The following is a 12,117-nucleotide window of genomic DNA, read 5'->3' on the forward strand; positions in this document are numbered from 1 at the left end:
TCAGCCGTAAGTTTTTGAGAATCATTCTTGATAACTGTGATGTCAGGCACTTTTCTCAACATAAAAAATCATAAACCGTACATTGCTTTAACAATAGTGAATTGTTTTATCATTATGTATATGAATAGATAAAAATCCCGCTAAAGACCCATGGATTACCCGTGGCAATTCCATTACATTAGCGCGCGTAGGCAGTGTCACTTTTAAAGCTATTAAAGCGGAGTCATTTGTGGGCCAATCTCTGTTAGATTTTTCCGGCTTCATTAAATTTTTTGTCGGCCTGTTTGCGCTGGTGAACCCGGTGGGCATTTTGCCGGTATTTATCAGCATGACCAGCTACCAGGCAGCGGCAGGGCGCAATAAAACAAATCTGACCGCTAACCTGTCGGTCGCCATTATCCTGTGGACCTCGCTCTTTTTGGGGGAAGGGATTTTGCGCATGTTCGGCATCTCTATTGATTCGTTCCGAATTGCCGGCGGTATCTTGGTGGTGACCATTGCGATGTCGATGATCAGCGGGAAGCTGGGTGAGGACAAACAGAATAAACAGGAGAAGTCAGAGAGCGCGATCCGCGAAAGTATTGGTGTCGTGCCGCTGGCATTGCCACTGATGGCGGGGCCGGGTGCTATCAGTTCTACGATTGTCTGGAGCTCTCGTTACCACAGTTGGCAAAACCTGTTGGGATTTACTCTGGCCATTGCGTTGTTCGCTTTCTGCTGTTGGTTGTTGTTCCGTGCTGCTCCACTATTGGTGCGTTTATTGGGACAAACCGGCATTAACGTAATCACCCGAATCATGGGGTTGCTGCTGATGGCATTGGGGATAGAGTTTATCGTTACCGGTATTAAGGCCATTTTCCCGGGGCTGCTCTAATCTGACCGGTGAGCCGCGAATAGGATTATTCGTGGCTCAAATTATTTTTAAAAATTAAAATCAATTATTGGTTCGCATTAATATAGTGCGCAATATGAATGAATTCTATTCAGTTGCACCACAATGTGGCATAAATGCCAATTTGTTGTTCAATAAAACTCCTAAGCGTTGTTTTTAGCCTTTATCTCCCGCCATTATTCCCCTTTTTAACCTACTGAACATCAAATTTGCTGTTAATTTAATCACATCATTCTGTAGGGCTTGTCTCGCTTTCATCCAGGTGTTATTAGTGATTAACCGCACATAAGCAGGTGTTTGTTCTTTGAAGTGCAACTTTGTTAACTGAATGTTTCTTTGCTTGGTGTTTGGGTTTGCTGTGCACGGCTTTCATTGTCTATTTTTAATTTATTGTGATAAAAATCATGATGTTATTGTGATGACTCGTCTCTCGCCAGTCAGGGGGGAAGATCGTGCTTGATGCAATAAAAGAGAATTGCTTAACATTTCTGTAAAAATTATTGGCTATGGAATTTGCCTTCTGCTAATTTCCGAGCAACTTTCTACGCGTCATTAACCGCATCGCGTCGTCAAAGTGGGAATGATTTTTGCTGGTGCCTGTTATTTAGAATTCTTATAAATACTTCACGAATATCGATAAGCAATGCTTGTTGGTGAAAAGGAGCCTCGATCATGCAGCAAACCCGAAAGCGCACTCCATTGGCGATGTTCATTGCCGGCTTGCTGAGCATCAGCGCCGTTTATTCTGCTCAAGCGGTCGATGTTCCGGCCGGCGTTCAATTGGCGCAACAGCAGAACATTGTCATTAATAACGGCACGGAAGTGGCTTCATTGGATCCGCAAAAGGTCGAGGGAATTCCGGAAAGTAATATTATTCTGAACCTGTTGGAAGGGCTGGTCAGCACCGATGCTAATGGGCATGTGGTACCGGCAGCGGCAACCCAGTGGGAAAACCAGGATTTTAAAACCTGGACTTTCCACCTGCGTCCCGACGCAGTGTGGAGCGACGGCTCTCCGGTCACCGCTCAAGACTTTGTCTATAGCTGGCAGCGCCTGGCAGATCCGAAAACCGGCTCTCCCTATGCCAGCTATCTGCAGTACGCCAAGATTGAAAATATCGACGATATCCTGACCGGGAAGAAAAGCCCGCAAACGCTCGGGGTTAAGGCTATCGACGATAAAACGTTGCAGGTAGCCCTGAGTGAGCCGGTGCCGTACTTTATCAGTATGCTGAACCGTACGGCACTGATGCCAGTAAAGCGTTCGGTTGTTGAAAAGTTTGGCGATAAATGGACGCTGCCGGCGAACTATGTTGGCAATGGCGCTTACCGTTTGAACGAGTGGGTGGTGAATGAGCGCATTGTGCTTGAACGCAGCCCGAGCTACTGGAACAACAAGAAGACGATTATCGACAAGGCAACGTTCTTGCCGATTGCTTCAGAAGTCAGTGACGTCAACCGCTTCCGTAGCGGGGAGATCGACATCACCAACAGTGCTATCCCGCCGAACCTGTTCGTGAAGATGAAGAAAGAGATCCCTGAGCAATTGCACGTTAACCCATACCTGTGCACCTTTTATTACGAGATTAACAACCAGCGCGCGCCCTTTACCGATCCGCGGGTGCGTGCTGCAGTGAAATTGACGCTAGACCGCGACATTATCGCTAACAAAATCATGGGCCAGGGTCAGATCCCTGCTTACAGCTTTACGCCAACCTTTACCGAAGGCGCCAAATTCACTGCGCCAGAATGGGCAGGGTGGAGCCAGGAACAGCGCAATGCCGAGGCGAAGAAGCTGTTGGAGCAAGCGGGTTTCAGCGCAGCCAAGCCGCTTAAGTTTACGCTGTTGTACAACACCTCAGATCAAAATAAGCAGCAGGCCATCGCCGCCGCTTCGATGTGGAAGAAAAACCTTGGTGCTGAGGTTACGCTGCGCAATCAGGAGTGGAAGACTTCGCTGGAAAGCCGCCATCAAGGTCAGTACGACGTGGCACGTGCTACCTGGTGCGGTGATTACAACGAACCCAGCGCTTTCCTGAATCTGGTGCTCTCCAACAGCAGCATCAACACAATTTTTTATAAGAGCCCAGCGTTTGACGCCATCATGGCCAGCACGCTAAAAGCCCCGGACGAGGCTGCACGAGCAGCGCTGTATCAGCAGGCGGAGGCTCAGTTGGATAAAGACTCGGCACTGATCCCGGTGTATTACCGCGTTAGCGCACGCCTAATCAGACCGTCGGTGGGGGGCTTTACGGGTAAAGATCCACTGGATTACACCGATGTGAAAAATCTGTACATCATCAAGCAGTAACGAGGGGTATTACGTCACGCAAACAACGGTGAGTAATACAGGGAAGGCCAACTGCCGTATTCGTTCCTCGGCAGTCGGTTTAACAAGGTCCGCTCACGGGCAACGCAGGCTCCACGATGAGCCTGTGATAATAAAAACTGGAGTATACACATGACCAACATCACGAAAAAAACCATCCTTGCTGCCGGCATCATTGCCGCGCTGGGCATCACAGCAACCGGAAGTGCTTTTGCGGCCGATGTGCCGGCGGGCGTGCAACTGGCGGACAAACAAGAGATCGTTAAAAATAACGGTTCGGAAGTACAATCCCTTGACCCACATAAAATCGAAGGCGTACCGGAAAACAACGTAACGCGTGATCTGATGGAAGGTTTGGCTAACAACAGCCCAGATGGTTCTATCGTGCCGGGCGTTGCGGAAAGCTGGGATAACAAAGATTTTAAAGTGTGGACCTTCCATCTGCGTAAAGACGCAAAATGGTCGAATGGCAAGCCGGTAACGGCACAAGATTTCGTGTATAGCTGGCAGCGTGTTGTTGATCCGAAAACGGCTTCGCCTTATGCCAGCTATCTGCAATATGCTCACGTAGAAAACGTGGATGACATCATCGCCGGCAAGAAAGATAAATCAACGCTGGGCGTAAAAGCCATCGACGATCATACCTTCCAGGTTACCCTGACCGAGCCAGTGCCTTACCTGGTCGAAATGACGCCACACTATGCGATGAAGCCAGTATTCAAAGAGGCGGTCGAGAAGTTTGGTGAGAAGTGGACTCTGCCACAAAACTACGTCAGCAATGGTGCTTACAAGTTAAAAGATTGGATTGTTAACGAACGTATTGTCCTGGAACGTAACCCGGAATATTGGGATAACGCGAAAACCATCATTAATAAAGTCACGTTCCTGCCTATTTCATCGGAAGTTACCGATGTGAACCGCTACCGCACCGGCGAAATCGACATGACCTATAACAACATGCCGATCGAACTGTTCCAGAAGTTGAAAAAAGAGATCCCGAAAGAAGTTCACGTCGATCCATACCTGTGTACTTACTACTACGAAATCAATAACCAGAAAGCGCCGTTTACCGACGAACGCGTTCGCGAAGCGCTGAAACTGGGTCTGGATCGCGACATCATCACCAACAAAGTGAAAAACCAGGGCGATCTGCCGGCTTACAGCTTCACGCCTCCTTATACCGATGGCGCCAAACTGACTCCGCCTGAGTGGTTCAGCTGGACACAAGAAAAACGTAATGAAGTGGCGAAAAAGTTGCTGGCTGATGCAGGTTACGGCCCTGGCAAACCACTGACTTTCTCTCTGTTGTACAACACCTCAGATCTGCATAAGAAGCTGGCGATTGCCGCAGCCTCAATCTGGAAGAAAAATCTGGGTGTGGATGTGAAATTGGTGAACCAAGAGTGGAAAACCTTCCTGGATACCCGCCATCAGGGTACCTATGACGTAGCGCGTGCCGGCTGGTGTGCGGACTACAACGAGCCTAGCTCGTTCCTTAACATGATGCTGTCTGACAGCAGCAGTAACACCCCGCATTACAAGAGCGCCGAATTCGATAAGTTGATGGCCAATGTGCTGACAGCGAAAACCAAAGAAGAACGTGCTGAGCTTTATCAGAAAGCTGAAGTTCAGTTGGATAAAGATTCTGCCATCGTTCCGGTTTATTACTATGTGAATGCCCGCCTGGTGAAACCTTATGTTGGGGGTTATACCGGTAAAGACCCGCTTGATAACGTGTACGACAAAAACCTGTACATCATCAAGCATTGATACGGTAAGCGCCGGCGGTGTGAACCGCCGGCCTATGTTGTAAATAATAAGCCGTTATCAGGCTGCAGCACAGGGTTAGGGCAATGCTTAAATTTATATTTCGTCGCTTATTAGAAGCGATCCCGACACTATTTATTCTTATTACCATCTCATTCTTTATGATGCGCTTGGCGCCCGGTAGCCCATTTACCGGCGAACGCGCGTTGCCGCCGGAAGTGATGGCCAATATTGAGGCCAAATATCATTTGAACGATCCGATCTGGAAGCAGTACGGCCATTATTTGGTTCAGCTGTCGAAGGGCGATTTCGGGCCATCATTCAAATACAAGGATTATTCGGTCAATGACCTCGTGGCTGCCTCTTTCCCGGTATCTGCCAAATTGGGTCTTGCCGCGTTTTTGCTGGCCGTGATCCTGGGCGTAAGTGCCGGTGTCATTGCCGCGTTGAATCAAAATACTAAATGGGACTATACGGTGATGGGCTTTGCCATGACCGGGGTGGTTATACCCAGTTTCGTGGTGGCACCGTTACTGGTTCTGATTTTTGCCATCACGCTGAAATGGCTGCCGGGTGGCGGTTGGAACGGTGGCGCGCCGAAGTTTATTATCTTGCCCATGGTGGCGTTGTCACTGGCCTATATTGCCAGCATCGCTCGTATCACGCGGGGGTCGATGATTGAAGTGCTGCATTCAAACTTCATCCGTACTGCTCGTGCCAAAGGGTTACCGATGCGCCGCATTATATTGCGCCATGCGTTGAAACCTGCGTTATTACCGGTGCTTTCTTATATGGGCCCGGCATTTGTCGGCATTATCACCGGCTCGATGGTGATCGAAACCATCTACGGTCTGCCTGGCATCGGCCAGTTGTTTGTTAACGGCGCGTTGAACCGTGACTACTCTCTGGTATTGAGCCTGACCATTTTGGTGGGTGGCCTGACTATTCTGTTTAACGCGATCGTTGATGTGCTGTACGCCGTTATCGATCCAAAAATTCGTTATTAAGCTGGAGCACGCAAATGATGTTGACGAAAAAGAACAGCGAGGCTCTGGAGAACTTCAGCGAAAAGCTTGAAGTAGAAGGGCGCAGCCTGTGGCAGGATGCCCGTCGCCGCTTTGTGCACAACCGGGCAGCTGTGAGCAGCCTGTTTGTCTTAGCGTTGATTACCCTGTTTGTCATGGTGGCGCCGTGGTTGTCACAGTTTGCCTATGACGATACCGACTGGGCGATGATGTCGGCCGCGCCAAGTTTTGAATCGGGGCATTACTTTGGCACCGACTCATCCGGCCGTGATTTGTTGGTGCGCGTGGCGATTGGTGGGCGTATCTCATTAATGGTTGGCGTATCGGCTGCGCTGGTGGCGGTGATTGTTGGGACACTGTACGGTGCGATGTCCGGTTACCTGGGCGGTAAAATTGACTCGGTCATGATGCGTTTGCTGGAGATCCTCAACTCCTTCCCGTTCATGTTCTTCGTGATCCTGTTAGTGACCTTCTTCGGTCAAAACATTCTGCTGATCTTTGTAGCGATCGGCATGGTGTCGTGGCTGGATATGGCGCGTATTGTCCGTGGGCAAACGCTGAGCCTGAAGCGTAAAGAATTTATCGAAGCGGCGTTGGTGTGCGGAGTTTCTAGCCGCAATATCGTGCTGCGCCATATCGTGCCGAACGTGCTCGGTGTCGTGGTGGTCTACGCATCCTTGTTGGTGCCTAGCATGATCCTGTTTGAATCATTCCTTAGCTTCCTGGGATTGGGTACGCAGGAACCCTTAAGCAGTTGGGGGGCATTGCTCAGCGATGGTGCTAACTCGATGGAAGTTTCACCGTGGTTGCTGCTGTTCCCGGCGGGTTTCCTGGTTGTCACTCTGTTCTGTTTCAACTTTATCGGCGATGGCTTGCGTGATGCCCTCGACCCGAAAGATCGTTAAGGAGTGCAATCATGAGCACCATTGAAAATCCACAGTTGCAAACCAGCACCGCCGTTAAATCGTCGCTGTTGCTGGATGTAAAAGATCTGCGTGTGACCTTCGGTACACCGGACGGTGATGTAACCGCAGTAAACGATCTGAACTTTGACCTGCGTGCCGGTGAAACGTTGGGTATCGTGGGGGAGTCTGGCTCAGGTAAATCCCAGACGGCCTTTGCGCTGATGGGGCTTCTGGCCAGCAACGGTCGCATCGGCGGTTCGGCTAAATTTAATGGCCGGGAAATCCTCAACCTTGAGGAAAAACAGCTCAACAAGCTGCGTGCGGAAGAGATTTCGATGATCTTCCAGGATCCAATGACGTCTCTCAACCCTTATATGCGCGTGGGTGAGCAGTTGATGGAAGTGCTGATGCAGCACAAAAAGATGGGCAAAAGCGAAGCCTTCGAAGAGTCCGTTCGCATGCTGGACGCGGTTAAAATGCCGGAAGCACGTAAACGCATGCGTATGTATCCGCATGAGTTTTCCGGTGGCATGCGCCAGCGCGTCATGATCGCCATGGCGTTGCTGTGCAGGCCGAAATTGCTCATTGCCGATGAACCTACTACCGCGCTGGACGTGACCGTGCAAGCGCAGATCATGACGCTGCTGAACGAGCTTAAACGCGAGTTCAACACCGCCATCATCATGATTACCCACGACCTGGGCGTCGTGGCAGGTATCTGCAATAAGGTGCTGGTGATGTACGCCGGTCGGACCATGGAATACGGCAGCGCACGTGATGTGTTCTATCACCCAAGCCATCCGTACTCTATCGGCTTGCTGAATGCAGTACCGCGTCTGGATGCTGAGGGCGAGTCACTGATGACCATTCCTGGCAACCCACCGAACCTGTTACGCCTGCCGAAAGGCTGTCCGTTCCAACCGCGTTGTGCATACGCGATGGCGCAATGTTCGAGCGCTCCACCTCTGGAGCAGTTTGGTGAAGGGCGCCTGCGCGCTTGCTTTAAACCGGTGGAGGCGTTGGTATGAGTACGGTAACCGACAAGAAAGTGTTGCTCGAAGTCGCTGACTTGAAAGTGCACTTCGACATTCATGATGACAAACAGTGGTTCTGGCAGCCACCGAAAACGTTAAAGGCGGTTGATGGCGTAACGCTGCGCCTGTTCGAAGGGGAAACTCTGGGCGTGGTGGGTGAATCTGGTTGCGGCAAGTCAACCTTTGCCCGCGCCATTATCGGTTTGGTCAAAGCCACGAGCGGGCGTGTCGCTTGGTTAGGTAAAGATCTGCTCGGCATGAGCGATATGGACTGGCGGAAAACCCGTAGCGATATTCAGATGATCTTCCAGGATCCGCTGGCTTCGCTGAACCCGCGCATGACGATCGGTGAAATTATTGCAGAGCCTCTGCGTACTTATTATCCGAAAATGCCTCGCCAGGAAGTGAAGGACAAGGTTAAAGCGATGATGTTGAAGGTGGGCCTGCTGCCTAACCTGATCAACCGTTATCCGCATGAGTTCTCTGGCGGCCAGTGTCAGCGTATCGGTATTGCACGCGCCTTGATTCTCGAACCTAAGCTGGTGATCTGCGACGAACCGGTCTCGGCGCTGGACGTGTCGATTCAGGCGCAGGTGGTCAACTTGTTGCAGCAACTGCAGCGTGAAATGGGCCTGTCGCTGATCTTTATCGCGCATGACTTGGCGGTCGTAAAACATATTTCTGATCGCGTGTTGGTCATGTACCTGGGCCATGCGGTGGAACTGGGCACCTATGATGAGGTGTACCATAACCCGCAGCACCCTTACACCAAAGCGTTGATGTCGGCGGTGCCGATTCCAGATCCGGACAAGGAGAAGGACAAGCAGATCCAGTTGTTGGAAGGGGAGCTGCCTTCGCCGATTAACCCGCCATCAGGCTGCGTTTTCCGTACCCGTTGCCCCATCGCCGGGCCGGAATGCGCCAAGACGCGCCCGTTGCTGGAAGGCAGTTTCCGCCATGCGGTGTCCTGCCTCAAGGTCGACCCGCTATAACGCCCGACGTCCGGCAACAAAAAACCCGCCAATATTGGCGGGTTTTTTATGCTGACGTGTGACTCACTCTTTCCACAGAATGTGGCAAAGCTTGTGGTCTTTTTCGCGGCAGAGCAGCACCCGGGCAAAGACGTCGTTGATCGGTTCGCCGTCGCTGTCCGCCAGGCCAATCACGACCTCGGCAAAGAAGTCCGGGTTCAGATCAAAGTCTACATGTTCTGACCAGTCTTCTGCCGGGTCATACAGTTCTGCGCCACCGCGCTCCTCAAACTGTAAGTTGAACAGCAGAATATCCGCCGGATCCAGATTGTCGCCGGCCAACTCCAAAAAGATGTCGTAAGCCTGTTCCAGCGTTTCGTCTTCAGTAAGGCGGTTATTCAAATCCATAATCAAATCCTGATAACAAATGATTTCTCATTATACCCTATGAATTTCAAGTTGCAGCTAGACAACCCGCTCATTCATCCCCAGCCGCTGACTTTCGTCAGTCACTGGGAAGAGTGAGTGAGTTACAACGCTGCAGCTTGAAAGGCGACGAGTATAAAAGATACCCGCTACGGCATTTATAGCAGCGGGCTGAAAAAGTAAAATAGGCGTTCAACAATGCGGTGCCAGAACGGCCGTTTCTGCCATTCTTTGGCGTTCAATAACTGTGAGCGAGCAATATAGTCATCTTGCACACAGGCTAAATCACTGCCGAAACCGTCGTCGTCGATCACCAATGTGATTTCAAAGTTTAACCACAGACTGCGCATGTCCAGGTTCACCGTGCCAACCAGGCTAAGTTGGCCATCGACCAGTACGCTTTTGGTATGCAACAGGCCACCTTCAAACTGATAAATACGCACGCCTGCTTCCAGCAGCTCGGAGAAGAAAGAGCGACTTGCCCAGCGCACCATGGTGGAGTCGTTATCGCGTGGAACAATGATACTGACCTCAACACCACGGAGTGCGGCCGTGCAGATGGCATGCAGCAGGTCGTCACTGGGTACGAAATAGGGGGTGGTCATGATCAACTGCTCACGCGCTGAGTAAACCGCGGTTAGCAGGGCTTGGTGGATCATTTCTTCCGGGAAGCCGGGGCCGGAGGCGATAACCTGAATGGTATGACCGCTTTCCTGTTCGAACGGCATAATATTGACGTCGGGCGGCGGCGGCAGAATGCGCTTACCGGTTTCAATTTCCCAGTCACAGGCGTAAACGATGCCCATGGTACTGGCTACCGGGCCTTCCATACGGGCCATCAGATCGATCCACTGACCGACACCGGCGTCCTGTTTGAAGTAACGTGGGTCAACCATATTCATACTGCCGGTATAAGCAATATAGTTGTCGATCAGCACCACTTTACGGTGTTGACGTAAATCCATTCGACGAAGGAATACACGGAACACGTTAACTTTGAGCGCTTCGACCACTTCTATACCGGCGTTGCGCATCATGCCAGGATAGGGACTGCGGAAAAATTGCAAGCTGCCGGCAGAATCCAGCATCAGACGGCAGTGTACACCACGGCGTGCAGCAGCCATCAGTGATTCGGCCACCTGGTCAACCAAGCCGCCGGGTTGCCAAATATAGAACACCATCTCGATATTATGGCGCGCCAGTTCAATATCACGGATTAACGCTTTTAGCGTTGAATCAGTGGTGGTGAGTAATTGGAGTTGGTTGCCTTTAACGCCGTCAATGCCTTGGCGGCGATCGCACAGTTGGAACAGAGGCCGGGCGACCTCGCTGTAGTCGGTGGCGAAGATACGTTGGCTTTCTTTTAATTCACTGAGCCAGCGTGCGGTAGAAGGCCACATCGCCTTGGCGCGCTCCGCGCGACGTTTGCCCAGATGCAACTCACCAAAAGATAAATAAGCCACAATACCAAACAGCGGCAGAATATAGATAACCAGCAGCCAAGCCATCGCGGATGGCACTGCCCGGCGTTTCATCAAGATACGCAGCGTCACCCCGGCGATAAGCAGCCAGTAACCAAATACCATGAGCCAACTGATTACGGTATAAAATGTTGTCATAAAGGCGAAAAATCCCGTTCGCAAACCACCAATGATGAGTGTACGCACAGAATGGTAAAGGTGAAACCTTTTCTCGGCGCTTATGTTGCAAAAATATGATTGGCTTAAGGGACTTGCTGCAAATAAAAAAACATTTTGTCCCGGCTGTCCTGCCACTCAGCGGAGATGAAAAGCGGCGAACTGTGGCTTGGATCGTGCGGTGAAAGGGCTATAATGCCCGCCGTTGGCATTTGACGGACGAGTAACGAAACGATGAGACGCAGTAGAAACGAGGTGGGGCGCTGGCGGATGTTGCGACAGAGTCAGCGCCGCAGGCATCGCTGGTTGGAGCGCCAGTCATGCAGTAATCGGCATATTATTCGGGTGCGACGCCGCCTGGATGACCAGCACCGGCGTTCATTACTGTTTGTGGTGGCGTACGAGTGGTAAAACGAAAACAGTCCCTGAGGGGACTGTTTTGTTTCGTGCGGTAGGGCTTATTTACCCAAATAAGCGTTAAGCATCCAAACCTGCTTTTCTTGCTCTTTGATGTAGTCGCTCATCAGTGATGCTGTACCTTCATCACCGGCATCCGCGGCCAGTGTCAGCAGCTCGCGTTGCTGTTGCAATAACACTGAATAACCGTGCAGCAGCCCTGTGAGCGTGCCTTTATCATCAGTGACGTTAGTGTCTTCCTTGATGTCGGATGTTTTCAGATAATCGCTGAAGGCATGTCGCGGTTGTGAACCGAGGGTAAGAATACGCTCTGCCAGCTCATCAACTTTGGTCAGCAGATCGTTATAGGTTTCTTCAAATTTGACGTGCAGTTCAAAAAAGTGCGGGCCTGAAATATTCCAGTGATAGCCGCGCACGTTCATATACAGCACCTGATAATTCGCCAGAAGCGCATTTAACGCGTCTGATAGCTTTGCCGATTGTTTACTGTCCAGGCCGATATGGTTTTTCGCTGCTTTCTTCGTCGTTGCCATAATAATCTTCTCCTGATTATTTGTTTCGATGATTCACACAATACCCATAACAAACACAGTAACCGGATTTACCTTGTGGTTAAAGACGTTCAAAGGCATCACTGCCATCGCTGAAACCAATACCGGTAAATCCGTAAAGCAAATTGCCAAATCAGTTTAAGCAGAATGCGTTAACAACAAAA

Annotated in this window: 11 protein-coding genes; 8 read left to right on the top strand and 3 right to left on the bottom strand. The window is 50.7% G+C overall.

Annotated elements, in window-relative coordinates; all coding sequences use genetic code 11:
- Nucleotides 1-229: 229 nt before the first annotated feature.
- From AC2FCQ_RS01505 to oppF, 7 genes are all read left to right on the top strand, one after another.
- Nucleotides 230-874, top strand: a complete 645-nt coding sequence (locus tag AC2FCQ_RS01505) for a YchE family NAAT transporter (protein ID WP_037425714.1) — start codon at nucleotides 230-232, stop codon at nucleotides 872-874.
- A 690-nt stretch (nucleotides 875-1,564) separates the two neighbouring features.
- Nucleotides 1,565-3,202, top strand: coding sequence for an ABC transporter substrate-binding protein (locus AC2FCQ_RS01510; RefSeq protein WP_490307413.1), 1,638 nt, complete (start codon nucleotides 1,565-1,567; stop codon nucleotides 3,200-3,202).
- Between the two features lie 150 nt (nucleotides 3,203-3,352).
- Nucleotides 3,353-4,990: an oligopeptide ABC transporter substrate-binding protein OppA gene (gene oppA, locus AC2FCQ_RS01515; RefSeq protein ID WP_209633878.1), complete on the top strand. Its 1,638-nt coding sequence runs from the start codon at nucleotides 3,353-3,355 to the stop codon at nucleotides 4,988-4,990.
- An 83-nt stretch (nucleotides 4,991-5,073) separates the two neighbouring features.
- Nucleotides 5,074-5,994: an oligopeptide ABC transporter permease OppB gene (gene oppB, locus AC2FCQ_RS01520; protein ID WP_209633876.1), complete on the top strand. Its 921-nt coding sequence runs from the start codon at nucleotides 5,074-5,076 to the stop codon at nucleotides 5,992-5,994.
- Between the two features lie 14 nt (nucleotides 5,995-6,008).
- On the top strand, nucleotides 6,009-6,917 hold the full coding sequence (gene oppC, locus AC2FCQ_RS01525) for an oligopeptide ABC transporter permease OppC (RefSeq protein WP_209633874.1): 909 nt from the start codon (nucleotides 6,009-6,011) through the stop codon (nucleotides 6,915-6,917).
- An 11-nt stretch (nucleotides 6,918-6,928) separates the two neighbouring features.
- Nucleotides 6,929-7,945, top strand: a complete 1,017-nt coding sequence (locus AC2FCQ_RS01530; protein WP_209633872.1) for an ABC transporter ATP-binding protein — start codon at nucleotides 6,929-6,931, stop codon at nucleotides 7,943-7,945.
- Nucleotides 7,942-8,943: a murein tripeptide/oligopeptide ABC transporter ATP binding protein OppF gene (oppF, locus tag AC2FCQ_RS01535; RefSeq protein ID WP_209633870.1), complete on the top strand. Its 1,002-nt coding sequence runs from the start codon at nucleotides 7,942-7,944 to the stop codon at nucleotides 8,941-8,943. Before AC2FCQ_RS01530 ends, oppF begins: the two co-directional genes overlap by 4 nt.
- 63 nt (nucleotides 8,944-9,006) lie before the next feature.
- On the opposite strand, the gene AC2FCQ_RS01540 is transcribed toward oppF, so the two are convergent.
- Both AC2FCQ_RS01540 and cls read right to left on the bottom strand, forming a co-directional pair.
- Nucleotides 9,007-9,330, bottom strand: a complete 324-nt coding sequence (locus AC2FCQ_RS01540) for an HI1450 family dsDNA-mimic protein (RefSeq protein ID WP_004945300.1) — start codon at nucleotides 9,328-9,330, stop codon at nucleotides 9,007-9,009.
- A gap of 176 nt (nucleotides 9,331-9,506) precedes the next feature.
- Nucleotides 9,507-10,967: a cardiolipin synthase gene (gene cls / locus AC2FCQ_RS01545; RefSeq protein ID WP_209633868.1), complete on the bottom strand. Its 1,461-nt coding sequence runs from the start codon at nucleotides 10,965-10,967 to the stop codon at nucleotides 9,507-9,509.
- Between the two features lie 252 nt (nucleotides 10,968-11,219).
- Here cls and AC2FCQ_RS01550 point away from each other — a divergent pair, with 252 nt between their 5' ends.
- Nucleotides 11,220-11,396, top strand: coding sequence for a YciY family protein (locus AC2FCQ_RS01550; protein WP_071593055.1), 177 nt, complete (start codon nucleotides 11,220-11,222; stop codon nucleotides 11,394-11,396).
- A gap of 47 nt (nucleotides 11,397-11,443) precedes the next feature.
- Here AC2FCQ_RS01550 and AC2FCQ_RS01555 read toward each other — a convergent pair whose 3' ends face one another.
- Nucleotides 11,444-11,935: a Dps family protein gene (locus AC2FCQ_RS01555; protein WP_209633867.1), complete on the bottom strand. Its 492-nt coding sequence runs from the start codon at nucleotides 11,933-11,935 to the stop codon at nucleotides 11,444-11,446.
- Between the last annotated feature and the right edge of the window lie 182 nt (nucleotides 11,936-12,117).

The organism is Serratia sp. CoH_134_PS_4, assembly GCF_058190535.1.